This is a genomic window from Streptomyces sp. NPDC048349 (genome assembly GCF_040651925.1).
GTDB lineage: Bacteria > Actinomycetota > Actinomycetes > Streptomycetales > Streptomycetaceae > Streptomyces.
This window is the reverse complement of sequence record NZ_JBEZLA010000020.1, coordinates 26,270-49,956: the sequence shown is the minus strand read 5'-3', so window position 1 is coordinate 49,956 and position 23,687 is coordinate 26,270. Positions and strand designations below refer to the sequence as shown.

Below are 23,687 nucleotides of genomic sequence, written 5' to 3'. Positions count from 1 at the left end.
TGGAGGCGTCATGTCCCATCGTGGCCGCTGGTTGGCGGGCGCCTGCGCGAGTACGGTCGCTGCCGCCCTGCTCGTCACCGGGGGCGCCCTCGCGACATCGCCCCAAGACGGTCCCGGCGGTGACAGCGCCGACACCGAGGTCGCAGTGGGCGCCTATCTCCACTACGCCACCCCCGGCGTCGAGAAGATGCAGGAACTCTCGCGCTGGCTCGGCGGTACCGAGCTGCGGGCGGGGCACACCTACCTGCCCGGCGACACCTGGGCGAACATCGAGGGGGCACCCGATTCGCTGCGCAGCTGGGCGCAGTGGCGCAACGAGAGCGCCGATCGGCTGTTCGTCCTCAACGTGCCCATGCTGGAACGCAACGAGGCCGGCGTCCCCGACGGCGAGGTCGCCGAGCTGCTCCGCGCCGGCGCGCGGGGCGAGTACGACCACCACTTCCGGCAGCTGGCCGAGCGGCTGGTCGGCCTCGGGGTGCCGGACACGGTGATCGTGCTCGGCTGGGAGATGAACGGCTTCAACTACACCCACCGGTGCCGGCCCGACCCCGAGAACTGGAAGGGGTACTGGCGGCGCATCGTGGCCGCCATGCGCTCCGTGGAGGGGCAGCAGTTCCGTTTCGACTTCGCCCCCAACCGCGGCAGTGACAACATCCCGTGGACGACGTGCTACCCCGGCGACGACGTGGTCGACATCATCGGCATGGACTCCTACGACCAGGAGCCCGGCCGTACCTTCGACGAGCAGGTCACCCAGCCCTACGGGCTCCAGCACCAGGTCGACTTCGCGAAGGCGCACGGCAAGCGGATCTCGTACCCCGAGTGGGGGTTGTTCCGCCACGGCGACAACCCCGAGTACATGCAGGGCATGCTGGCGTGGATCGCCGAGCACGAGCCGCTGTACCACAGCATCACCGACTACTGTCCGCACGGCGTGTGGCAGTGCAGTCAGAACCCGCGCTCCGCTCAGGTGTTTCGGGAGTTCCTGTCCGCCCGACAGGGCCGCGGTGGGCCTGGCGGCTTCGGCCGTGGGGACTTCGAGGCCTGGCCGACGGACTGAACGCACGGCATCCTGGCCGGCCGCAGAAAAAAACTCGGCCAGAGGCGAATCCTCTCGGGGCCTGCCCGGCTCTTATGTGTGTACCGGCCGAACGGGCCGGCAGAACCGGGGAGGAAACACCCATGATGATCACCAGCCTCGTAGTCGTCGGAGCCCTGCTCATGGGCGCGTGCAGCTGGCACCTGGTCCGGCGCTACAAGGGACGGGGCTGACGGACGCCCGCACGCAGGCCCTTTCGGATACGAGTAACAGATGACCCCACGCCCACGTTTCACCTGGCCGGACGAGCGGCTGATCAAGGCCGCCCAGGACGGCGACGTCACTTCGCTCACCACCGTCGTCGTGACCTCGCAGCCTCACGTGCGCAAGTTCGCCCTCTCGCTGTGCGCCTCTCCGCAGGATGCGGAGGACGCGGCGCAGGAGGCGCTGATCATCCTCTACCGGAAGATCGGCACCTTGCGGGCGACCGGCGCGCTCGCCTCCTGGATGTTCCGGATCGTGCGCAACGAATGCCTCCGGCAGGTTCGGCTGCTCGTCTCGCGGAGCGACGGGGCGGAGCCGGCCGAGCCGGAGGCGGGTGCGGAACCGTCCGCGGAGGACGCGGTGCTGCGCAGGCTGGAGGTGGAGCGGATCGCGGCTGCGGTCAGCGCCCTTCCCCGTGAGCAGCGGCAGATCCTGATCATGCGGGACGTGCAGGGCCTGCCCGGCAAGACCGTCGCCCATGCGCTCGGGCTGAGCAACGCCGCCATGAAATCGAGGCTGCACAGGGCACGCGCGGCACTGCGCGACTCCCTGGCAGCAGCAGATCACGCACTCGATCGGGACATCGACCAAGCAGTCGGAGGAGACGTACGACCGTGAATACCGTGAATACCGTGAAGAGTGTGAACCGCACGGACCACGGGGACCACGGGGACCGGAGGGTCCACATGGACCGCACGGACCACGTGGACCCGGTGCACACCGTGGAGCCCGCGCGGGGTGCGCGGACCCCGGTCCCCGCACGACAGCCCGTGGCGCCCGCGATGAACTTCGCCAGCAGGTCCGTCCCGCGCCACCTGGCGCGCGGCGCCCTCGGCTTCGGGCTGATCATCGGCTCGATCGCCCTGGTGCCGGTCGCCGGGCCGGCCACCCTGCTGGCGGCCCCGTTGGCCCTGATCGCCTTCCGCGGCTGCCCGACCTGCTGGATGGTCGGCCTGGCGCAGACCATCTCCCGCGGCCGTCTGGAGCGCCAGTGTGAGGACGGCGTCTGCACCCTCACCAAGGCGGCCCGACCCGGCAGGTGACCGGACCGGCCGGGTCCCGATGCGCCTCCCCCGCGCGCCCCGAAGCCCCGCGGGGGCTGTCGGTGGGCCCTGCTAGCTTCACCGCATGGCAGATTTCACCAACAAGCGCCGGATCACCGCGGTGGCGCAGCTCAATCCCGTCCAGGTGGAGCAGGTCGCCCTCTGCGGTGCCGCCTACGACGATGAGGACCTCCCGGCCCACCGGCGCCTCTCCACGGACCCGGAGGACGAAGCGGGGCTGAACTTCTGTGAGCTCTGGGACGTGGTGAGCGACGGGTCGCTCGTCTATGAGGCCTGGTTCTACCAGTCGGACAGCGGCTCGATCTTCCTGGCCGGGACCACCGAGATGGTCGCGCAGATCATCCAGTGCGGCCTGGAATGCTCCGACGAGGAGCGCGAGCGGGAGCTGGGCACGGCGATGGTGAGGGCGGGCCTGTTGCCGTCACAGGACTCGGAATTCGAGCGGTTCTCGCAGGCGGCCGGTGTGACGCCGTAACTCATCGCGAGGGGCAGCGGTCCAGGGCCCGCTGCCCCTGATCCCTCTGATCCCCCTGAACACCGCCCGGGCTGCGGGCGGCCGCCCGTGAGGACGGTCCACCCCGCAGTCCGGGAGCGGTCTGCCTCCGTGCTCTCAGCCGGCGTGCAGGACCCGGAAGCGATCGGGCTCCGCAGGATCTCGATCGACGACTTGGATGGACGGCCAAGCCCATTGCCACACGCTGATGCCCGGCGTGCGCGAGAACCGGATCTGCCCGCGGGTGCCGTCGACGGCAACGCTCGCCCAGGATGCAGCCGTCCGCGCCCGGTCCGTGCCGTGGGAACGCAGCACGTCGGCGAGGACGGCGATCGTGTCGTAGCCCTCGAAGGCGACGAACGAAGGTGCTTCCGCCAGCCGCTCGCGCAGGGCCTTCTCAACTCGGGTACCGAGGGGACTGAGGCGCTCGGGCAGGTAGCGCAGGAACGGGACCGCGGCGCCGTCGTCGCCCAGCAACGCTGCCCACTCGGCGAACTCCGGTTGCCCGGCAGGAGCACCGAGCAATACCTCGGCGAGGCGCTGGTCGCGGCGGACGGCCTTGACGACCGAAACAGCCGGGTCCGGATAGCCCACCAGAAGGAGGAGCGCCGTCGCGCCCTGCTCGACGAGTTCATCGCACACGGCCGCCGGGGTGAGCGCGCGCATGTCGAGTTCTATGACGGTGCCGCCGCGTGGAGCGAGGTGGTCCCGCAGAATGCGGGTGCCGGTGGCCCAGTAGACGCTCGAGTCGGCTGCTACGGCGATGCGCCCGTGGCCCGCACCGAGGAGGAAGTCTGCGTAGAGCTGCCAACCCCGGGACTGGGGCGGGGCGAGGCGCGCGACCCAGTCCGTCGGCTGTTCGGTGAGCGCGTCGAGTACCGCTGACGAGCAGAGGAACGGCAGGCCCAGGGCATCGGCCCGGGCGGCAGCGGCGCGCGCGACGACGCTGTGGTACTCCCCCGCCACGGCGGCCACGCCCAGGCGGGCCAATTCGTCCACGGCCGCCGCGGCCCTCGTCGGATCGGCCGCGGAGTCACGGACCACCAGCTCGAGTGGTCTGCCGACGATCCCGCCGGTGTCGTTGACCTCGCGAACGGCCAGCTCGAGTCCGGCGAGCAAGTGTCGGCCCGCCTCGGCCCAGCCGGGCCGGGTCAGCGGGACGAGGGCGCCGATCCGGACGGATGATCCGTCAGTTCGCTCTGCTTCAAGGGGCGATGGTGGCGTATTCATGCGGTGGCGTCTCCCGAATGGCGATCCCGTTGCAGGCTGCCCGGATCGCAAGTGAACGTCAGTGGCGCCGAGAGTAGTCGAGTCGATCATGGTCGGCTTCGGCGCCCCGTTCCATGGCCGCCGGCCGCTCGGGCACTGGGCACCTGGCCACCGCCGACCGCCGACCGCCGACCGCCGACCGCCGACCGCCGACCGCCGACCGCCGACCGTATGAAGCCCACGCCCCACGCCCCCGTACGGCACGGCCGGAGGGGCAGCTGGTGCCCTGCGTCACGGGGACGTCGGCGGGGTCCAGTCCGGATCGCGCCCGCTGAGCCCGACGGCGCGGGCCAGCAGCGGGGCGTCGTCCGGTACGGGCACGAGGGGGCCGAAGATGCCGCCGCCGCGGGATTCGTCCTCGGCGGCCGCGAGCAGGAACGTGTACGAGGTGTGCAGAGCGGCCTGATCGGGCGCGTATTCCTGGCCGGTGGCCCGGGCCAGGTCCCAGCCGTGGATGACCAGTTCGTCGACGGCCACCGCAGCCGCGATGTCGCCGGGCAGGTCGACGCCGCCCGCCCGGGTCATGCCCGTCCAAGCGGCCGGATCCTTCCAGGCGTCGGCGAGTTCGCCCAGGACCCTGGGCAGTTCCTCGCGCCAGTCGGCGGGCAGGGAGGGTGCGGCTTCGCCCGGAGCCGTGTCCGTCGTGGCGCCCAGGTCCTTCCGGGCGGCGTCGCGGAAAGCGACGGCGAGGCCGGTGAGGTGACCCAGCAGGTCCCTGACCGCGTATGCGGGGCAAGGCGTCGGGGCCGCGAGCCGGGCCTCGGGGACGCCCGCCACGAGACGGGCCACGACCCGGGCCTGTGGTGCGAGGTCGAGAGTCGTCGTATCGGTCATCTGCCGCTCCTCCCGGGCGATGGGTCTGAAGGGTAGACCGGCGGCGGGGCCCGGACTCATCGCCGCGCGGGGCGGTGTCCGTCCCCGGCGCGCAGGGAGGCGAGCGGACGGGCGGGCGGCCCGCATCGGCACCGGACCGCGGGCCGTCAGTTGTCGAACCAGACGGTGAGCCGGACGTTCTCGTCGCCGTACAGCGAAGCGAGGGTTTCCATCACGGTCCACAGCGGTTGCCACTCGCTCTCGGCCGCAATGGCTTCGCGTCGGGTCAAGCGCCCGATGCGGTAGAGGCGGTCCTCGCCATCAGGCCACTCCGTGCCTTCGGGCCAGTCGTGCGCCTCGTACCTGACCAGCCTGCCCGGATCGCGTTCCCTCGCAAGCCCGGCCACCTCGGCGACCCGCGGGCTCCAGGCCGACTTGCCGTACATCGCCCAGCCGTCCTCGGTGCGGCGGTACTCGTGAATCCGGGCGTCCACCCGCTCCGCCGGCTCCGACCAGTCGACCCGCTTGAGCTCCGCCCAGCTGATCCACGTGGGGCTGTGCCCGTCGCTGCCCCATTCCTCGAACTCCGCGCGCACGGCCGAGGAGACGTCCTCGGGAAGCCCCCGGCCCTCGGCCAGGGGCCGGAAGCCGGCGAAGTTGCGCACGCCGAACAAGCAGCCGAACGCGTCGTAGTCCCGACCGTGGTAGAGCAGGTCCATGTCGATGGCCGCCGCCCATGGCTCGTCGACGTCGTACACGCATTCCACAAACCCATGTATGTCTGTTCCCATGCCGTGATTCTCCGAGCGGCCGGGCCCCGGCACCAAGGGTTTTCGCAGCGTACGGGTCCGTGGTGGCTGGTGGCGGCCGGTGTCCCGGCAGAGAAGGTGCAGGGCTCGGGCGAATGGGGGAAGCTGGGGGTGCCGCAGCGCCGGCGGCGCCCGGAGAGTGGCGAGGAAGGTTTACTCGTGAACGTTTCAGCAGCCGGCCGACCCGCACGCGCATCCCGGGGCAGGGCGCGGATGACCACCCTGCTGTGCACGGTGGCCGCCCTGACGGCCGCCCTGGTTCCGGCGGTGCCGGCCACCGCGCAGACCGCGCCCGCCGGTGGAACGGCATCGGCCGGGAGTACGGCAACGGCCAGTAGGGCAACGGCTCCCCTGGATCCCGTGCCCGTGGTGGTCGTCGACTGCTTCTCCCAGGCCCAGACGCGCCCCCAGGAATACCTTCTGGCCTGCGGGGACGGGAACAACCGCCTCGTCGACCTCCGCTGGGACAGCTGGGGGCCGGCGACCGCGACGGCAACCGGCACCGACATGGTGAACGACTGCCGCCCGTACTGCGCCGCCGGCCGTTTCCGCCCCTACCCGGTCACGGTGACGCTGAGCGAGCCGGAGGCCTGGCCGGAGCACCCCGACGTCCTGCGGTTCACCACGATCCGGCTCCTCTACACCGACACGTCCCCGGCCCCGGTACCCAAGGACGTGACCTACAAGCTGGTGTACTGAGGGAACGCCGGGCGGCTTACGTGGAGTGGATCAGGATCTGGGAAACGACCCAGATGGCCCAGCCGATCGGGATGAGGGTCGCGTACGCCTGCGGACGCCGGAGGACCGGCGGGCCCGTGTCGAGGTGGGCGCGGCCCGGGGCGGGCGTCGACGGGGGCAGCTTGCTGAACTTGCGGTAGGCGACCAGGTTCCATACGAGGGTGAACGGGTTGACGATCACCAGGGAGATCGGGCTCCACCAGCCCAGGCACAGCGTCCTGGTGGTCATCTGCCGGACGACGGCTATGCCGCAGGCCCGGCAGAAGGGCCCCTCCAGGTGCTCGAACTTCATGAGGATGAGAATGCCCATGTGGGACCGGACCTTGACGTTCTCGGCGGTCTGGCCGCCGCAGGCGCGGCACGGGGGCGCGTAAGCGGTGGGGGCGGGACCCGGTGCGGCGTAACCGCCGGGCGTGGGCGCGTAGGTGTCCGGTGCCGGCGCGTAGCCGTAACCTCCGGACGTGCTGTAGGGGTTGCCCGGCACGGGACCGTGGCTGGATGCGTGAGGTGGCGTTGCCATGGGTGAACGATTCTCCAAGATCTTTTGAACGCCCCCGACCATAGCCGCCGGCAGCCAGACCCTCGAAATCTCGATGTGTTCGGGCACCTGTGGGCTGCTGCCGTGCCGTGGCCAGGACGAGCCCGCTCGGCACGGGCTACCCTGCGGCAGCGCCTCCTTGCGGCCCCTGCCGGCGGCGTCCCGTGGGGGTGCCGCCGGCAGGGGCCGGGGGTGACGGGAGGAGGGGGAGGCTATTTCACCGAGCCTGCCATCACGCCCTGGACGAAGTGCCGCTGGAAGGCGAAGAAGACGATCAGCGGGACGACCAGGGACAGGAACGCCCCCGGTGCGAGGACGCCGATGTTGCTTCCGAACTGCCGCATCTGTGACTGCAGTGCGACCGTGAGCGGTTGGGACCCGCTGTCCGCGAAGAGCAGCGCCACGAGCATGTCGTTCCAGACCCACAGGAACTGGAAGATGGCCAGGCTCGCGATGGCCGGGCGGCCGAGCGGCAGCACGAGGCGGGAGAAGATCCGCCACTCGCTCCCGCCGTCCATCCGCGCGGCTTCGAGCATTTCGCGCGGTATCTCGGCGAAGTAGTTGCGCAACAGGAAGATCGCGAACGGCAGGCCGTAGGCGACGTGGAAGAGGACCACGCCCGCGATCGTGCCGAACAGGCCCACGGCTCCGAAGAGTTTGGCCACCGGCAGCAGCCCGATCTGCACGGGGACGACCAGCAGGCCGACGACCACCAGGAAGATGCCGTCGCGGCCCGGGAATTCCAGCCACGCGAAGGCGTATCCGGCGAGCGACGCGAGGGCGACCACGAGGACGGTGGTGGGCACGGAGATCAGGAGGGTGTTCCCGAAGGCCGTGGCGAGGCCGGAATCCTCCAGCAGGGCGCTGTAGTTGTCCAGGGACAGCTGGGAGGGGTCGGTGAGCGCGTTCCACCAGCCGTCGGAGGCGTTGTCGCGTTCGGAGCGCATCGAGGACAGGAGCAGGCCCGCCAGGGGGGTGATCCATACGAGGGCGGTGAGGATCAGCACGCCCTGGACGACGGAGTTGCGCAGCAGGCGCGGCAGCCGGTTCCCGCGCCGCCGCGTGGGGGCGGGCGGGGCGGGGAGGGGCCGGACCGCTTCCGTCCGCCGGGGCGGTCGGCGCTCGATGGTGCTGGGGCCGCTCATGTTCCGCTCCTTCGGAAACGCCGGATGTTGAAGATCATCGCCGGGACGACCAGCAGGAGGAGGACCACGCTGAGCGCGCTGCCGAGCCCCTGGTCGTTGCCGCCCCCGAAGGAGACCAGCCACATGCGGGTGGCCAGCACGTTCGCCTCTTCCAGGACGGGTCCCGGCGCGATGATGTAGACGAGGTCGAAGACCTTCATCACGTTGATCACCAGGGTCACGAAGACGACGGTGAGCACCGGCGCCAGCAGCGGCACGGTGATCTTGCGGAAGATCTGTCCCTCGGTGGCACCGTCCATCCGCGCGGCCTCCAGCGCGTCGCGCGGGATGGCCGCGAGGCCGGCGCCGATCAGGACCATCGCGAAGCCGGTCCACACCCACAGGTAGGCGCCGATGATGGCGGGCGTCACCAACGCCGGACCGAGCCAGTTCACCCCGGTGTAGGGGGCTTCGAAGTTGGCGGCGGGCAGGGCGACGGTGTAGGCGCCGTCGGCCAGGCCGGTGAAGCGGAAGGACCCGTCTTCGGCCGTGGTGGCGGTCGCGGCCACCTGCCCGTCCCGTACCGCCTCGACCGTCATGCCGGGCAGTCCCTTCTCGCCCGGGTCGACCCTGCCCGGTGTGCCGGCGCCGCCGGGGGCGAAGTCGAGGTAGACCACTCCCCCGATCTCCCGGGGGCCGGGCGCCGCCGTGTCCGCCGCCGCGGCCTTCGCGCCTGTGGGCATCGCGTCGGGTGCGACCCCGACGAAGCCGAGGCTGACCGAGCGGCCGGGGCGTACGGTCCCCTCCGTGCGGTAGGGGCCGCCCGCCGGGCCGGTCAGGCCGTGGCCCTCTCGGGCACGGGCCGTCGGGTAGGCGGCAGCGTCGTCGAAGGTGTCGTGGACGCCGACGACGGCGGCGTTGAGCACGCCCCGGTCCGGGTCCTGCTCGTAGGCGAGGCGGAAGATGATGCCGGCGGCGAGGAACGACACGGCCATCGGCAGGAAGAGCACCAGTTTGAAGGCGGTCGCCCATCGCACCTTTTCGGTGAGCACGGCGAGGAGCAGCCCGAGTCCGGTCAGGAGGGTCGGGGCGACGACGACCCAGAGGGTGCTGTTGCGGATCGCCTTGAGGGTGGCCGGGTCGTGGAGGATCGCCGCGTAGTTCCCGGCTCCGACGAAGCGGTCACCGCTGGCGTCGAACAGGCTGCGGCCGAAGGAGAACAGGACCGGGTAGACGACCAGCGCGCCGAGCAGCAGCAGGGCGGGCAGGACGAAGACGACCGCGAGGCGGCGCTTCCTGCGCTGGGCCCGGCGCCGTCCGTCGGCGCCGGCACGGGCGCGGGTGCCGGCGCGGGCTTCGGCGCGGGCGGTCATGGTGTCAGCCATGGGAGCGCCTCAGTTCCCGTAGGCCTTGGCGGCCTCGTCCTCGAGCTTCGCGGCCGTGCCCTGCGGGTCCGACGGGTCGCGCAGGAAGTCCTGGAGGAGCTTCCACTCCCCCGCTCCCTTGGTGCCTCCGAACGCGGCCGGGGCCTGGTCCGACATGTCGAAGCGGATCGAGTCGCCCGCCGTGATGAGCGACTCGGCGGTGCTGCGGGTGACGGGGTCGCCGTACGAGGCCATGTCGACCCGGATGCTCGGGGACAGGAAGCCGCCCGCGCCGGCCCAGATCTCGGCCGCCTCGGGGCCGGCCAGGTACTCGACGAGCTTCATGCCGGCCTTGCCGTTCTTTCCCTGCTTGAGGACGACGGCCGCGTCACCGCCGCTGACGACGGGCGCCTTGCCGCCGTCGACCGCGGGGAACGGCAGGAACTTGGCGTCCTTGCCGGGCTGCTTGCCGAACTGGTCCTTGGCGACGCCGCCGACGAAGTCTCCTTCGTAGACCATGGCCGCCTTGGGCTCGGGGCCGAAGACCTGCTCGACGGAGGTGGGGAAGTCGGTGCCCAGCGCGGTCTGGGCGCCGCCGGCGACGAGCTGCTTGTCCTTGAAGAGCTCCCCGAGGGTGGTCAGCGCCTTCACGACGCTCTCGTCGGTCCACTTGAGCGTGTGCTGGGCGAGCTGGTCGTACTTCTCCGGACCGGCCTGGGAGAGGTAGATGTTCTCGAACCAGTCGGTGAGGGTCCAGCCGTCCTCGCCGGCTATGGCGAAGGCCGGGCGGCCGGAGTCGGCGAGGGTGCGGCCGGTCTTCAGCAGGTCGGCGTAGCTCTTGGGCTCGCTGACGCCGGCCTGGGTGAAGGTGTCGGGGGCGTACCAGATGGTCGACTTGTGGGCGGCCTTGAAGTAGAGGCCGTAGTACGTGCCGCCGACGGTTCCGTAGTTCTTCCACACCGGAGCGAGGGTGGAGTTGGCCGTTTTGGCGGTCTGCTCGGACAGGGGCTGGAGCCAGCCCGCCTTGGCGAACTGCTGGAGCACCCCCACCTGGGGGACCATCACCACGTCGGGCGCGTTGCCGCCCTCGATCTTGCTGCCGACGAAGGTGGACACGTTGTCGCCGGAGGGGACGAACACCGTCGTCGCGCCGGTCTTCTTGGTGAAGGCGTCCAGGACCTTCTTGAAGTTCTTCTGCTCGGTGCCGGTCCAGACGCCTGCCACGGTCACGGTCTGGCCGGACAGTTCACCGCCGCTCGCGGGTCCCGTGGTGCCGCCGCAGGCGGTTGCGCCGAGGGTGAGGGCCAGAGCCGCCGTGGCGGCGGCCGCGGAACGTCGGGTCGTCTTGCTGGGTCGTCGCATGATGGGGTCCTTTGAGAGGGGGAGACAGGGCAGGGCAGGGGCGGGGGCGGGTCGGCGGCGGAGCTCGCCCGGGGTCTCGGGGCGGGGACGGAGTTACGGGGCGGGGCACTCGCCCGTCCACCAGGCGGCCGTCGCCGCGGGGAGCAAACCGTCGGGGCAGGGGCCGCTGGCGAGCAGCGGAGTCCCGGGGACCGGGGCGGGCACCGGCTCCGTGCCGAAGTTCACCGCGCAGATCAGGCCGTCCCCGCGGGCGATCGCCAGCACCTGGGCGGGCGCGTCGAGCCAGCGCAGGGTGCCCTCGCCGAGCTGAGGCAGCGTGCGCCGCAGCTGGAGTCCGTCGCGGTAGAGGTGCCAGAAGGAGCGGGTGTCCGCCAGGGCGCGGTCGGTGGCGTGCTCGGCGAACCACTCGGGCTGCGGCAGCCAGGGCTTGGCGGCGGACGCCTCCTGGCTGAAGCCGAACGGTGAGGCGTGCCCGGACCAGGGCAGGGGCACGCGGCAGCCGTCCCGTACGTGCTTGCGGCTGCCGGTGCGGTGGAAGATCGGGTCGGTGAGGACCTCGTCCGGCAGGTCGAGGACCTCGGGCAGGCCGAGCTCCTCGCCCTGGTAGACGTAGGCGGCGCCGGGCAGGGCGAGCATCAGGAGGGCGGCGGCGCGGGCGCGGGCGGCTCCCAGCCCGCTGCCTTCCACCCCGGGCTCCCCCGCGTAGCGGGTGACCGTGCGGACCTGGTCGTGGTTGTTGAGCACCCAGGTGACGGTGGAGCCGGTGCCGGCGATGTCGCGCATCGCCTCGGTGATCGTCGCGCGGAAGGCGCGGGCGTCCCAGGGTGCGCTGAGCAGGTCGAAGAAGAACGCCTGGTGCAGTTCGTCGGGGCGGACGTACTGGGCGTGCTGGCGTGCGGTGGGCACGGACACCTCGCCGACCAGCAGCCGCTCCTGGCCGTCCCGGGCGGTGTACTCCTCGCACACCGAGCGCCACCGGCGCCACACGTCGTGGACCTCGGGCTGGTTCCAGGCCAGCTGGTTGACGGCGTCGCGGGCCCGCTCGTCGGCACCCGGGTCGTCGGAGTCGGGCAGCTCGGGGTGCTTGAACAGTCCGGCGGCGACGTCGATGCGGAAACCGTCGACACCGCGGTCCAGCCAGAAGCGCAGGACGCGCTCGAAGTCATCGCCCACGGCCGGGTCTCGCCAGTTCAGGTCGGGCTGCTCGGGTGTGAAGAGGTGCAGGTACCACTCTCCGGGGGCGCCGTCGGGCGCGGTGGTCCGGCTCCAGGCGGGTCCGCCGAACATGGCGCGCCAGTTGTTGGGCGGCTGGGCCCCGTCCGGGCCGCGGCCGGGCGCGAAGTGGAAGCGGGAGCGCGGTGCGCTGCCCGGCGCGGCGGCGAGCGCGGCGCGGAACCACGGGTGCTCGCTGGAGCAGTGGTTGGGGACGATGTCGAGCAGCAGCTTGAGTCCGAGCCGGTGGGCGTCGGACACCAGGCGGTCGAACTCGGCGAGGTCGCCGTACACGGGGTCGACGCCGCAGTAGTCGGCGACGTCGTAGCCGTGGTCGTGTTGCGGCGACGGGTAGAAGGGGCTGAGCCAGATGCCGTCGACGCCGAGCTTCCTCAGGTAGGGGAGCCCGGCCCGTACGCCGGCCAGGTCGCCGACGCCGTCCCCGGTGCTGTCGAGGAAGCTGCGGACGTAGACCTGGTAGATCACCGCGTCGCGCCACCAGGAGTCCGGGGTGGCGGCGGTGCGGGAGGGGCGGCCGGTGTCGGCCGGAAGGGTGCTGAGCATCTCGCGTCGACCTGTTTCTGCTGAATGCGAGAGCGCCCTGGATCAGGTGCGCTGTTATGCATGCATGTTAGGTAGGAGCGACGGGAAGGTGTCAACGATGTGTCCAGAACCCGCTGAAAGTTGGGGTGATTTGCGCCGAAGAATCCGCATGCACGCCAAAGGGCTCCTACTTAACATGTAAGTAGGAGCCCTCAGGGAGACGGAAGAGCGGAGGGAGGCGGAGACGTGAGATCAGCCCTTGCGGGAGATGGTCCCCAGTTCGCGCGCGAGCCTCTCCACGGCCTGCTCGGGCGTCTGGCGCAGCGCCATCACGTCCTGCGCCACGGCCTGCACGGCGAGGCTCACCTGGTCGTAGCGCGGACTCTTGGGGCGCGGGACCGCCGACAACAGGCTCTGGCGGAGCGTGGGCAGGTACGGATGCGCGCGGATCAGCTCGGGGTCCTCGTACAGCGCGGCGCGCACCGGTGGCAGCGAGCCCTCGGTGAGCACCCGTCGCTGGACCGGTTCGCTCGTGAGGTAGGCGATCAGGTCGGCCGCCGACGCCGGATGCCGTGCACGGCTGCTGACGGCGAGGTTGGAGCCGCCCAGCACGCTGCTGCCGGGCCCGTCCGGGCCGGGCAGCGGCACCGCGCCGAACCGGCCCGCGACCCCGGAACCCTCCGCGCCGGCGTCCGCGTACACGTAGGGCCAGTTCCGCAGGAAGAGCAGCCGGCCGTCCTGGAAGGCACGCCGCGACTCCTCTTCCTTGTAGCCGAGCGCGTCGCGGGAGATCCAGCCGTCGCGCACCCCGTCGGCGAGGAACCGCAGTCCGGCGCGCGCCGCGTCGGAGTCCACCGTCACCCGCGCGCCGTCGTCGCGCAGGATCGAACCGCCGGCGGAGTGCACCGCCTCGGTGGCGTTGACGGTGAGCCCCTCGTACGGCAGGAACTGGCCCGCATAGCCGTCCAGTCCGTACTCCGGGGCGATCGTGCGGGCCTGGCGGGCCAGCTCGGCCCAGGTTCGGGGAGGTTGCTCGCCCTCCCGGTCCAGCACGTCCTTGCGGTAATAGAGCAGTCCCGCGTTCGTGACGTACGGGACCGCGTACAGGCGGCCGTCGAAGGTCGCGGTGTCGACGACCGGACGCAGGAACGCCTCCAGCGGGAAGCGGCCGCGCTCGAGCGGGGAGATCCATCCCGCGGCCGCGAACTCGGACGTCCAGGCGACGTCGATGTTGAGGACGTCGAACCGGCCGCGGCCCGAACGCAGCTCACTGATCATCTGGGCGCGCGTCTCGTCGGCCGAGTCGGGCAGTTCGACGAGCGTGACGCGCTCGCCGGGGTGGGCCTCGTTCCAGTCCTCGAGCAGCGGGGACAGGTAGTCGGTCAGGTCGCCCGCCGTCACGAGCGTCAGGGGGCCGCGCCCCCCGGGGGCCGCCCCCGTATCGCCGCGGACGCCGAAACCGGCGTACCCCGCGAGCACCACCGCCGCGACCAGGAGAGCTCTACCCGCGGCACGCATCCACGGCATAGATTCCTCCCAGTGCACGATCCGGCTGCGCCGCCGACCATCGCGGCCTATATATACCCGTTAGGCATGGGCGATACTAGACGTCCAGGCAGATGGGACGGCCGCGGACGCCACCCGGCCCCGCGCCGAGTGAACCGTTGACTACGGAGCGGGAAGGAGGGGGAGCCGGTGCGGCTCGCGCTCCTTGCGCTCCTCACCCGTAGCCCTGCGCACGGTTACGAGCTGAAGCAGGACCTTGAGAAGCTCCTCGGCTCCGCGTACCCTCAGCCCAACGTCGGCCAGATCTACGTCACCCTCGGCCGACTCGAGAAGAGCGGCCTGATCGAGGGCGAGGACGTCGAGCAGTCGGGCCGGCCCAACAAGCGGACGTACCGGCTGACGGACGCCGGGCGCGAGGCCGTGCTGGCCTGGTTCGAGGACACCACGGAAGAGCCCCGGGTACGCGACGAGTTCTTCATGAAGCTCGCACTCGCACCGCGGTCCGGGCTGGCCGACCCGGTGGCGCTGATCAACAGGCAGCGGCGGCAGTACCTCAACACCATGCGGGACCTGTCCAAGCTGGCCGCGGCGGAGGACCGCGACAACAAGATCTCCCAACTGCTGATCGAAGGGGCCATGCTGCACCTGCAGGCCGACCTCGACTGGCTGGAACGCTGTCAGGAGGAGCTGGAATGAGCGCCGGCGCCACCACCGCTCCTGCCGTGCCCATCGTGCGCGCCGAGGGCCTGACCAAGACGCACCACGGCGAGGGCGTGCCGGTGCATGCCGTGCGCGGGGTGGACCTGACCGTCCAGCCGGGCGAGTTCGTCGCGGTGACCGGGCCGTCGGGAGCGGGCAAGTCCACGCTGCTCCACCTGATCGGCGGCCTCCAGCAGCCCGACAGCGGGAAGTTGTGGCTCGGCGGGGAGCGCGTCGACCAGTACCGCGAGGCACGCTGGGCCGTCCTGCGGCGCCGCAGCATCGGCGTCGTCTTCCAGTTCTTCAACCTGGTCTCCAACCTGACCGTCGCCGACAACGTCGAACTGCCGGCCCTGCTCGCCGGCTCCTCCCCGAAGGCCGCCCGCGACTCCCGCGCCGAGCTGCTCGCCGAACTCGGCCTCGAGGGCCGGGAGCGGTCGATGCCCGGCGAGCTGTCCGGCGGTGAGCAGCAGCGGGTCGCGCTCGCCCGCGCGCTCGTCAACCACCCCGCGCTGCTGCTCGCCGACGAACCGGCCGGCAGTCTCGACAGCAAGGGCACCCGGGAGGTGCTGCGGCTGCTCTCGCGGTTCCACCAGCGCGGCCAGACGATCTTGATGGTCACCCATGACGCCCGGATGGCCAGCGCCGCCGACCGCGTCATCAGCTTCTTCGACGGGCGCATCGCCGACGACGCGCAGCTCGGCGACGGCCGCCGAGGGCCGGCCGGCGGCGTCCGCGGCGTGCTCGAACTGAAGGACTGACCGTGCGGGCCACTTTGCGCTGGGCGCACGCCGACTTCCGCGCACGCCGGGGCGAGGCCTGCTTCGTCGTGCTGGCCAGCGCCGGGATCATCGCCTCGCTCCTGCTGGCCGGCGCGCTCTTCAGCTACGCCGCGAATCCCTGGCAGCGGATCTTCAACCAGTCCCAGGGCGCGCACATCTGGCTGCACGCCCGCGCCGGGGCGACCCCGTTCACACCGGACGTGGACGCCCTGGCCGGCATGGACGGGGTCGCCGCCCTGTCCGGACCCTTCCGTACGGCGGCCACGACCGTGGCCTCGCGCGGCGCGCGGGCCGGGGTGACCCTGCGGGCAGCCGGGGAGGCGCCCCCCGAGACGGGGCGGCCGCTCGTCACCGCGGGCAGCTGGCTGGCCCCGCCGGAGGGCGGCGCCCGCGCCGGCACCGTCGTACTGGAGACCTCGGTCGCGCAGGCGCTGTGGGCGGAGCCGGGCGACACCGTCCAGGTCACCGGTCCGGACGGCGCCCCGCACGTGCTGCGGGTGAGCGGGATCGCCGAGGCGGCCGAGCCCCGCTACCGGCCGGGCGGCGGGCCCGGCATCGGCTGGGTCCTCTCCCCCACCCTCGACGCGATCGCGCGGGGGGAGGCCGGGCAGAGCGTGGGGCTGCGCCTGGACGATCCGGACGACACCGACTTCATGGTCCAGCGCGCCGTGACCCTCCTCGGCGCCGACCGGGTGGCCGGTGTCACCAAGTGGCAGCAGGCCCGCGCCGAGGCGGGCGGCGACGACCGGCTCCTCGGGCAGTTGTTCGCCGTCTTCGGGCTCGGTGCGCTGCTCACGGCGGCGCTGGCCGCGTCGGGGGCGGTCGGCGCGCGGGTCCGCGGCCAGCTCAGGGACATCGCCGTCCTCAAGGCCGTCGGCTTCACCCCCGGGCAGGTGACCCGCGGCTTCCTCGTGCAGCACCTGGCCTTCGCGCTCCTGGGCGTGGCCCTCGGCACGGCGGCGATCGCCCTGCTGGGAGCGCGGATACCGGGGCGGATCGGGGAAGCTGCGGCGGTCTGGCAGGACCTGCCCGGCCACACCGCGCTGATGATCGGCGTCCCGTGCGGCGCGGTGCTGCTGATCGCGGCCGCCACCGGGCTCTCGGCCTGGCGGGCCGGACGGGTGCCACCGGTGCCGGTGGCCCGGGCGGCGCTGCCGTCCGCCGCCCCGATGACCGCGCTCGGCAGGCGGGCCCTCGGGATACGGGTGCCTCCGGCCCTGGTCCTGGGGTGGCGCGCCGCGTTCCCGCGACGCGGCCGGACGGTCGTATCGGTGGCCCGGCTGGCGCTGCCGCTGATGCTGATCACGGTCGCGCTCGTCGCCTGGTCGACGCTGGACCAGTTCCGCAGCCGACCCGCGCAGATGGGCCTGGCCGCGGCCCTGACCGTACGGGCCGAACAGCCCGCCGGGTCGTCCGACGCGGAGCTGGAGAAGGCCCTCGGGGCGAACCCGGACGTCGCCGCCGTCCATCCGGGCGCGGAGATGGCCGCGCTCGTCCCGGGGCAGACCGGCACGATCACGCTACGCGGGCTGGGTACGGCCCGGGACCCGTATCCCTCCACCGTGGTGGAAGGGCGTGCGGTCGCCGGTCCGGACGAGGCGGTGGCCGGGCAGGGGCTGCTGGATCTCCTCGGGGTGCGGGTCGGCGACTGGGTGCGGATGACCGTCGAGGGACGGCCACAGATCCTGCACCTGGTCGGCCGGACCATCGAACCCGAATCCGGCGGCCGGGTGGTCACCACGACCCTCGACGCGCTGCGCGAGCGCGATCCGCGGCTGCGGCCCGAGTTCCATGCCGTGGTGCTGCGCGAGGGGGCGGACCCCCGGGCGGTGAGCGGCACGCTCGCTTCGGCGGCGGGCGGAACGCTGGAGATCCGGGAGACGGCCAACCCGGCGGACCGGCTGGAGCCGGCCCGCGCAGTGATCGCCGCCCTGATCGCGGTGCTGGCCCTGATCGGGCTGACCGAGCTCCTGACGCTGATCGGCACGGGCGTGCGCGACCGGGGCCGGGACCTGCTCGCGCTGAAGGCGATCGGGCTGACGCCGCGGCAGATCGGGGCGATGATCGTGTCGGCCGCAGGCCTGACCGCGTTGGTTTCGGCGCTGGTCGGCACGACGGCGGGGGCCCTGTCCGGCAGCTGGCTGGTGGACGTTCAGGGCGCGTCGAGCGGGATCGGCGCGGGCATCGCCCACCTTCCGCCGCTGCCCGTGCTGCTGACGGTGGTCGTCGGGGCGGTGCTGGGCGCGGTGGGGGCGGCGACCCTGCCGGCGACACGGACGGCACGGCGGCGGCTGGCGGACTCCCTGAGCGAAACGCTCTGACGAGCGGGGCGTCTCGGGAACGCAGGGCCGGCTCAGGCGCGCCGGGTCCGGCACGCCGGCCGGCCCACGCGCACCGAGTCCGGCACAGCGGCCGGCTCACGTCCGCCGGGTCGTCTCAGCTCCGCCGAGTCACCCGGCCGAGCCGTGAGATGGCCTTGCGGCCTCCTCGGTCCGGCCGGCGGCCTGTTCCAGGGCTTCCAGGACGGTGTCCCTGAACAGCGTGGCCTTGTAGCCGGTCTGCGGTAGCGGGCGGCAGCGGGCGAGTACCGTCGCGGCCGCCGCGGCCAGGAGCCCGGGGGTGGCTTCGCGGCCGATCAGGGCGGCCTCCACCTCCGTGAGCCGCAGCGGGACGCGCGCCACCGCGCCCGCGGCGACGGCGGCGTACGTGATCGTGGCGCCGTCGAAGGCGAGCCGGGCGGTGGCCTCGACCAGGGGCCATTCGGCGTGGGCGCGGCTGGTGGCCCGGTGGTAGGCGGCGCGTTCGCCGGGCAGGGGTGCGGGCAGCCGGACCCCGGTGAGGATGCGGTCCGGCGCCAGCAGGTGGTCGGTGTGGGAGAGCCGGTCGCCGTTCCCGTACAAGTCGGCGACGCTGCGCGGGGATTCGCCGTGGATCTCGGCCTCGGCGTCGTAGGCGAGCAGGGCCATCGCAAGGGTGGACGGGTGCGGTGTGATGCAGCGCCCGTCTCCGCTGACCACGCCGAAGTGATGGTCGCCCTCGCGGGCGGGGCAGTCGGTGCCGCCCTTCTGGAGGCAGCTGACGTGCGGATTGCGGTAGTACCAGCAGCGGTTGCGCTGCATCAGGTTGCCGCCCAGCGTGCCGGCGGCGCGGATCTGCGGGGTGGCCGCGGCCCCGGCCGACGCCGCGAGCGCCGGCCAGCCGTCGCGCACCTGCGGATCGGCGGCCAGCGCGGCGAGGGTGGTCAGGGCGCCGATCAACAGCCCGCCGCCGCGCAGCGGCGTCGTACCGCGCAGGTGGCCCACGCCGTCGAGGTCGGTGAACGGCCCTGGGGAGATCCCGCTGCGCTGCCGGGCGGTGGTGTCGGTGCCACCGGCGCGCAGTTCCCCGCCGCGGGTCAGGACGGCGGCCGAGAGGTTGCTGAGAGCGGGTTCGGTGCTCACGTACCCAGTCCTTCCAGGAGCCGGTCGGGGCGGATGGGCATGTCGTACGGGCGCCAGCCGGTCGCGTCGTGGACCGCGTTGGCCAGGCACGCCGCGGTGGGCAGGGTGGCGATCTCGCCGAGGCCGACACCGCCGCCGGGGACGTGTTCGAAGCCCTCCTGATGGAAGTGGACGGTGATCTCGGGGGTGTCGCCGATCCCGGGGATGCGGTAGTCCTCGAGGTTCTCGGTCAGCACCCGCCCGGTGGCCGGGTCGGTGCGGCGTTCCTCGTACAGGGCGTAGCCGATGCCCTGGACCACGGCGCCCTCGCACTGGCTGCGCGCCAGCCGGTCCTCGTGGATGCGGCCCGCGGAAATGCCGCTCCACACGCGCAGGGGGCGGACCCGGCCGAGCCGGGTGTCCACCTCGACCTCGGCGACCTGCACCGACCCGGTGAAGCCGCGGCCGATCGCCACACCGCCCAGGGTAAAGGGGAGGGCGAAGCCCCGGCTGTCGCGGGGCCGCCGGCCGGTCACCCGTACGCCGTGCGCCGCGTCCAGCCGGGCGGTGATGTCACCGCCGCCGAGCGCGTCGCGCAGCCGGGCGGCGGCGTCCGCGGCGGCGGGCACGAGGGAGGGCGTGGTGCGGCTGCCGCCGGAGGTGGGTCCGTGGACGGCATCGCTGCGGCCGACCTCCGCGCGCACCCTGTCCTCGGGTACGCCGAGGCCCTCGGCGACGGCCCGGTGCAGGACGGTCCGCGAGCCCGTGCCCATGTCCTGCACGGCGCAGCGGGCGACGACGACCCCGTTGTCGACGGTGAGTTCGACCTCGGTGACGGGATCGAGGAAGTACATCCAGTTGGCCGCCGCGACGCCGACGCCCCGGCGGTACCGCCCGGTGCCGCCGCGGGGACCCACCCAGAGCGGGAGCGAGGCGGCCCGGTCGTACAGGGCGTGCCGCTTGAGGTTGCCGTCCCAGCGCCGGCGCAGGGCGATCGGGTCCTGGCCGAGCCGGTGGGCCATCTCGTCGACGGCCTGCTCCAGGGCCCAGCACATCGTGGGTCCGCCCGGGCCGCGGAACGGGGCGCCGGGAGGCCGGTGCGTGAGCGTGTCGAAGTCGCGGAGCCGGCGCGGGGCCTTGCCGTACATGAACCGGGCCAGCGCCGCGACGGTGCCGCCGACCGAGACGCCGCCGTCGCTGTCCGCGTCCATGGCCAGCGCACTCAGGTCGCCGGCCTCGTCCGCGGCCATCGCCAACCGGATCCTGGTCCCGGGCCGGTATCCGCCGTCGGTGAGCTCCTCGTCCCTGTCCAGCACGACCCGTACGGGGGCGCCGTGCAGCCGGGCCAGCTCCACCGCGGCGACGACCTCGGAGGTCAGCCCCATCTTGCAGCCGAATCCGCCGCCGACGTGGACGGCCCTGGCCACCACCTTGTCGACGGGGACACCGAAGCGCTCGGCGGCGAGCTCGGCCACCTGCTTCACCGACTGCGTGGACACCTCCAGGTGGAGGCTGCCGTCGATCCACTGGGCCAGGCAGGCGTGCGGTTCGAGGGGGGTGTGGGTCTGCGCGGCGGTGGTGAAGACGCCCTCGACCACCCGCTCGGGGTTCCGGGCGCGGGCCTCGGTGATGCGGCGCACGGCGGTGGCGGGGCGCTTGCTCATGGCGGACGGGCCCCGCAGGTTGCCGCGCCAGCGGGCGGGCAGCAGCTGGGGGGACTCGCCGGAGCCCGGGGCCCGCTTGCGCGCCGCCTTGTCCTCGTAGACCAGCGGGCCCTCGCCGGCCCGGGCCCCGCGTGCGTCCAGGGCCGCCGGCAGGACCTCGTAGTCGATCGCGACCCGTTCCGCGGCCGCCCGGGCGGCGGCGCGGTCCGGCGCCGCGACCGCGGCCACCGGCTGCCCGACGTACCGCACCACACCGTCCGGAGGCAGCAGGGGCACCAGCGGGACGTCTCCGGCCTCCAGGGAGCGGACGTGTGCGTGCGCGTGCGGCGAGCGGATGATCACCCCCTCCAGCAGCCCCTCGGGGCGCAGGTCCGTGGTGTAGCGGGCCGATCCGTCGGCCTTCTCCGGGGCTTCCGTGCGCGGGACTGTCGGCCTCTGGGCGCCGGCCGGCGCCGTGTCGTAGTCGCCCGCGCAGGCGGCGGCCACCGCGCTGAAGATGCGCTCGTACGCGCCGCAGCGGCACAAGTGGCCGGCCAGCGCATCCGCGATGTGCTCCCGCCCCGGCCGGGTGCGGCCGTGGGCGGCCCGCCACCGCTCGAGGAACGCCGCCGCCTCGACCACGAATCCCGGGGTGCAGTAGCCGCACTGGAGGGCGTCCTCGCCGGCGAAGGCACGCGCCACCGGGTGGCCGGACAGGCCCTCCACGGTCGTCACCCGGCGGCCGGCCAGCGCGACGGCCGGGGTCAGGCAGGACACCCGGGGCTCACCGTCGACCTGGATGGTGCAGGCCCCGCACACGCCGCCCGCGCAGACCAGCTTGGTGCCGGTCAGACCCAGGCGGTCGCGCACCACCTCCACGGCGGCCGGGTCATCGTCCACGTCCACCGCGCGCCGGGCGCCATTGACCTCGAACTCCACGAGACGTGCTCCTTAGCCGTGGGGTGGCGACCGCCGGGCCTCGCGCTCACCTTCACGGTCCTTGATATCCCGCTCCCGGGGTCGGCGCAGTTCGGCGCGCACCCGACCAGGGGGCCCGTTCGGATCTTCGGGTGGTCGAGGGTCGGCCCGACGCCTCCGCCGGCGGGCCGGCCCTCCTGGCCTGTGACTCCGCCCACCCTCCCTTGACCAGGCAAAGAAGGGGTACCTACGTTCGCTTCATGGCCCTCCACGACCCCACCCCTTCCCCGGACGAGCCCGACGCCTCCGCCGCGTCCGCGCTGGTCGACTTCGAGGTGGACCTCACCTCACAGGAGGTGCTGCGGCGCGCCCAGGTGATGGAGGCCCTCGGCCCGGACTGGGATCCGGTCGAGGTGCTGCTCGGCGAGGAGGCCGCGTACGACCTGCTCTACTCCGGGCTCGACGCGCAGCAGCAGCGCCTCTACGACGATTTGGTCGCAGCCGGGGTGCTGCCCGCGAGGGGGGACGGCCGTGCTGCCGCTTGACCCGCAGGCCGACCCCGGGCGCCGCGCCTGGGTGGCGTGCCCGAAGTGCGACGACGCCCAGGGCTGTGAGCCCTGCGCGCAGCGGCGGAGCTGCTCCGCCCACTGGCGCTACCTGCTCACCAACACCGGCAGCCTGCTGCACCTCCAGTGCCCCGCGTGCACCCATGTCTGGGTGCACGAGAGCGGCTTCGGCGCCACCCGCTCCGTGTGGAACCGCGTCACCGACGCGCTGCCCCGCTTCTCCCCCGGAACCTGAACCCGGACCCGGACCCGGACCCGAACCCGAACCCGAGCCCGAACCCGAGCCCGAACCTGGGCCGCGTTTCGCGGTCCCTCTCGGTGGCGACGGCGGAGGCGGAGAGGAGCGTCGCGGCGGCGAGGGTGCCCCAGAGAGCGGCGGGGCCGCGGGGTGCGAGAGCGGTGATGACCGCCGGGGAGACGGCGAGGCCGAAGCCGGTGGAGAGCTCGAAGCGGGCCAGCGTGCGTCCCAGGGCACGGGCCGGGGCGAGGTGGCTGACGAGCGCGGTGGCGCTGCCGGCGTAGATGATCTCGCCGAGGGTGCACACGACGGAGACCGCGGCGACCGCCGGGGCGCCCCAGCCGTCTCCCAGGGAGGTGGCCGCGAGGAACCCGAGGTAGGACGCGGTGAGTACCACGCCGGAAAGAGCCAGCACGGTCCGTCGGGGGAAGCGGGACATCAGCACGGTGACCGGAACCTGCAGGGTGACCACCAGCACCGTGTTGGCCACGAAGATGGCCGCCGACCACACCGGCGACGCGTGCAACTGGGTCACCAGGACCAGGGGGAGCGCGATCTCGGGGACGTTGAGGCAGAAGACGTAGACCATGTTGGCGGCCAGCAGCGCGCGCATCCGTGGCGCGGGACCGTCGTCGCCGGCCTGCGTCGGGGTGTCGGCCGCGGTGGCGGCCGGGCGGACGTGGAGGCGGACCGACCACGACAAGGCCGCCGCAATGAGAGAGGCGAGCCCGGTCACCGCCGCCAGCACCTGCAGTGCGGCGGCGCCGCCCGCAAGGCATGCGGTGGCGAGCAGCGCGCCCACGCCCAGCCCGGCATTGCGCAGGGCCCGGCCTGCCGCGAGCGCGGCGTCGCGTTCCCGGCCGTGGGCGACAGTGGACACGAGAGCCGCGTGGGCGGCCGGGAACGCCTGGTTGCCGATGCCGAGGAACAGCGCCGCCGCCGCGAACTGCCCGGCGTTCCCCGCCTGGGTGGCCAGCAGCAGCGCCACGCCCACCACCCGGACCAGCATCGACGCCGCCACGACCGTGCTGCGTGCGCCCCGGTCCAGCCATCGGCCCACCGCGGGCATGCACACGAGGCCCACGACGACGCCGGCCGTCATGGCGATGCCGGTGGCCGGCGCCGACAGCCTGAGCACGGTCACGCCGTAGAGCAGCAGGAAGGGCCGCAACAGGCCGGTGCCGAGCGCGTCCACGGCCAGGGCGACGGCGTAGCGGGGGCCTCCGGAGGCCCGGACGAGGACACGGGGGCGGATCGTGGTGGTGGTTGCCATGCGACGACGGT

At 72.9% G+C, this 23,687-nt stretch carries 22 protein-coding genes; 10 read left to right on the top strand and 12 right to left on the bottom strand.

The window, feature by feature from the left end:
- The first annotated feature begins 10 nt into the window (after positions 1 to 10).
- From AB0D44_RS13800 to AB0D44_RS13785, 4 genes are all read left to right on the top strand, one after another.
- On the top strand, positions 11 to 1,060 hold the full coding sequence (locus AB0D44_RS13800) for a glycosyl hydrolase (protein WP_362589219.1): 1,050 nt from the start codon (positions 11 to 13) through the stop codon (positions 1,058 to 1,060).
- Between the two features lie 252 nt (positions 1,061 to 1,312).
- Positions 1,313 to 1,921, top strand: a complete 609-nt coding sequence (locus AB0D44_RS13795) for an RNA polymerase sigma factor (protein ID WP_362589216.1) — start codon at positions 1,313 to 1,315, stop codon at positions 1,919 to 1,921.
- A gap of 68 nt (positions 1,922 to 1,989) precedes the next feature.
- Positions 1,990 to 2,346 (top strand): hypothetical protein, encoded by a 357-nt coding sequence (locus tag AB0D44_RS13790; RefSeq protein WP_362589408.1) that lies wholly within the window; start codon positions 1,990 to 1,992, stop codon positions 2,344 to 2,346.
- A gap of 85 nt (positions 2,347 to 2,431) precedes the next feature.
- Positions 2,432 to 2,842, top strand: coding sequence for a hypothetical protein (locus AB0D44_RS13785; RefSeq protein WP_362589213.1), 411 nt, complete (start codon positions 2,432 to 2,434; stop codon positions 2,840 to 2,842).
- A gap of 135 nt (positions 2,843 to 2,977) precedes the next feature.
- Here the strand turns inward: AB0D44_RS13785 and AB0D44_RS13780 are convergent, their stop codons facing one another.
- The 3 genes from AB0D44_RS13780 to AB0D44_RS13770 form a co-directional block, all read right to left on the bottom strand.
- Positions 2,978 to 4,090 carry an ABC transporter substrate-binding protein gene (locus AB0D44_RS13780; protein WP_362589210.1) on the bottom strand — a complete coding sequence of 371 codons (1,113 nt, stop codon included), beginning with the start codon at positions 4,088 to 4,090 and terminating at the stop codon, positions 2,978 to 2,980.
- A 270-nt stretch (positions 4,091 to 4,360) separates the two neighbouring features.
- Positions 4,361 to 4,963 carry a TIGR03086 family metal-binding protein gene (locus AB0D44_RS13775; RefSeq protein WP_362589207.1) on the bottom strand — a complete coding sequence of 201 codons (603 nt, stop codon included), beginning with the start codon at positions 4,961 to 4,963 and terminating at the stop codon, positions 4,361 to 4,363.
- Between the two features lie 146 nt (positions 4,964 to 5,109).
- Entirely contained in the window at positions 5,110 to 5,733 is a 624-nt protein-coding gene (locus tag AB0D44_RS13770) for a hypothetical protein (protein ID WP_362589204.1), read from the bottom strand.
- Between the two features lie 231 nt (positions 5,734 to 5,964).
- Here AB0D44_RS13770 and AB0D44_RS13765 point away from each other — a divergent pair, with 231 nt between their 5' ends.
- On the top strand, positions 5,965 to 6,450 hold the full coding sequence (locus tag AB0D44_RS13765; protein ID WP_362589201.1) for a hypothetical protein: 486 nt from the start codon (positions 5,965 to 5,967) through the stop codon (positions 6,448 to 6,450).
- 16 nt (positions 6,451 to 6,466) lie between these two features.
- On the opposite strand, the gene AB0D44_RS13760 is transcribed toward AB0D44_RS13765, so the two are convergent.
- The 6 genes from AB0D44_RS13760 to AB0D44_RS13735 form a co-directional block, all read right to left on the bottom strand.
- Positions 6,467 to 7,009, bottom strand: coding sequence for a hypothetical protein (locus AB0D44_RS13760; protein WP_362589198.1), 543 nt, complete (start codon positions 7,007 to 7,009; stop codon positions 6,467 to 6,469).
- A 230-nt stretch (positions 7,010 to 7,239) separates the two neighbouring features.
- Positions 7,240 to 8,172 carry a carbohydrate ABC transporter permease gene (locus tag AB0D44_RS13755; protein WP_362589195.1) on the bottom strand — a complete coding sequence of 311 codons (933 nt, stop codon included), beginning with the start codon at positions 8,170 to 8,172 and terminating at the stop codon, positions 7,240 to 7,242.
- Positions 8,169 to 9,524 (bottom strand): ABC transporter permease subunit, encoded by a 1,356-nt coding sequence (locus tag AB0D44_RS13750; RefSeq protein WP_362589405.1) that lies wholly within the window; start codon positions 9,522 to 9,524, stop codon positions 8,169 to 8,171. The genes AB0D44_RS13755 and AB0D44_RS13750 overlap by 4 nt, the downstream gene beginning before the upstream one ends.
- A gap of 21 nt (positions 9,525 to 9,545) precedes the next feature.
- Positions 9,546 to 10,877, bottom strand: a complete 1,332-nt coding sequence (locus tag AB0D44_RS13745) for an ABC transporter substrate-binding protein (RefSeq protein WP_362589192.1) — start codon at positions 10,875 to 10,877, stop codon at positions 9,546 to 9,548.
- Between the two features lie 93 nt (positions 10,878 to 10,970).
- On the bottom strand, positions 10,971 to 12,653 hold the full coding sequence (locus AB0D44_RS13740) for a glycoside hydrolase family 13 protein (RefSeq protein WP_362589189.1): 1,683 nt from the start codon (positions 12,651 to 12,653) through the stop codon (positions 10,971 to 10,973).
- Between the two features lie 231 nt (positions 12,654 to 12,884).
- A complete protein-coding gene (locus AB0D44_RS13735; protein WP_362589186.1) occupies positions 12,885 to 14,159 on the bottom strand; it encodes an ABC transporter substrate-binding protein in 1,275 nt (424 codons plus the stop codon).
- A gap of 168 nt (positions 14,160 to 14,327) precedes the next feature.
- Here AB0D44_RS13735 and AB0D44_RS13730 point away from each other — a divergent pair, with 168 nt between their 5' ends.
- From AB0D44_RS13730 to AB0D44_RS13720, 3 genes are read left to right on the top strand one after another with little or no spacing between them, the layout of a single operon-like run.
- Positions 14,328 to 14,834, top strand: coding sequence for a PadR family transcriptional regulator (locus AB0D44_RS13730; RefSeq protein WP_362589183.1), 507 nt, complete (start codon positions 14,328 to 14,330; stop codon positions 14,832 to 14,834).
- Positions 14,831 to 15,598, top strand: coding sequence for an ABC transporter ATP-binding protein (locus tag AB0D44_RS13725; RefSeq protein ID WP_362589180.1), 768 nt, complete (start codon positions 14,831 to 14,833; stop codon positions 15,596 to 15,598). Before AB0D44_RS13730 ends, AB0D44_RS13725 begins: the two co-directional genes overlap by 4 nt.
- A gap of 2 nt (positions 15,599 to 15,600) precedes the next feature.
- On the top strand, positions 15,601 to 17,940 hold the full coding sequence (locus tag AB0D44_RS13720; RefSeq protein ID WP_362589177.1) for an FtsX-like permease family protein: 2,340 nt from the start codon (positions 15,601 to 15,603) through the stop codon (positions 17,938 to 17,940).
- 129 nt (positions 17,941 to 18,069) lie between these two features.
- Here the strand turns inward: AB0D44_RS13720 and AB0D44_RS13715 are convergent, their stop codons facing one another.
- Both AB0D44_RS13715 and AB0D44_RS13710 read right to left on the bottom strand, forming a co-directional pair.
- Positions 18,070 to 19,059, bottom strand: coding sequence for an FAD binding domain-containing protein (locus tag AB0D44_RS13715; protein WP_362589174.1), 990 nt, complete (start codon positions 19,057 to 19,059; stop codon positions 18,070 to 18,072).
- Positions 19,056 to 21,620: a molybdopterin cofactor-binding domain-containing protein gene (locus AB0D44_RS13710; protein ID WP_362589171.1), complete on the bottom strand. Its 2,565-nt coding sequence runs from the start codon at positions 21,618 to 21,620 to the stop codon at positions 19,056 to 19,058. Before AB0D44_RS13710 ends, AB0D44_RS13715 begins: the two co-directional genes overlap by 4 nt.
- Positions 21,621 to 21,859: 239 nt before the next feature.
- Here AB0D44_RS13710 and AB0D44_RS13705 point away from each other — a divergent pair, with 239 nt between their 5' ends.
- Both AB0D44_RS13705 and AB0D44_RS13700 read left to right on the top strand, forming a co-directional pair.
- The gene (locus AB0D44_RS13705) at positions 21,860 to 22,144 is read left to right on the top strand and encodes a DUF6400 family protein (RefSeq protein ID WP_362589168.1); all 285 of its coding nucleotides are present in this window, start codon (positions 21,860 to 21,862) and stop codon (positions 22,142 to 22,144) included.
- Positions 22,131 to 22,400 (top strand): hypothetical protein, encoded by a 270-nt coding sequence (locus AB0D44_RS13700; protein WP_362589165.1) that lies wholly within the window; start codon positions 22,131 to 22,133, stop codon positions 22,398 to 22,400. Before AB0D44_RS13705 ends, AB0D44_RS13700 begins: the two co-directional genes overlap by 14 nt.
- Here the strand turns inward: AB0D44_RS13700 and AB0D44_RS13695 are convergent.
- Entirely contained in the window at positions 22,363 to 23,676 is a 1,314-nt protein-coding gene (locus AB0D44_RS13695) for an MFS transporter (protein ID WP_362589162.1), read from the bottom strand. The genes AB0D44_RS13700 and AB0D44_RS13695 overlap by 38 nt on opposite strands.
- Positions 23,677 to 23,687 lie beyond the last annotated feature (11 nt).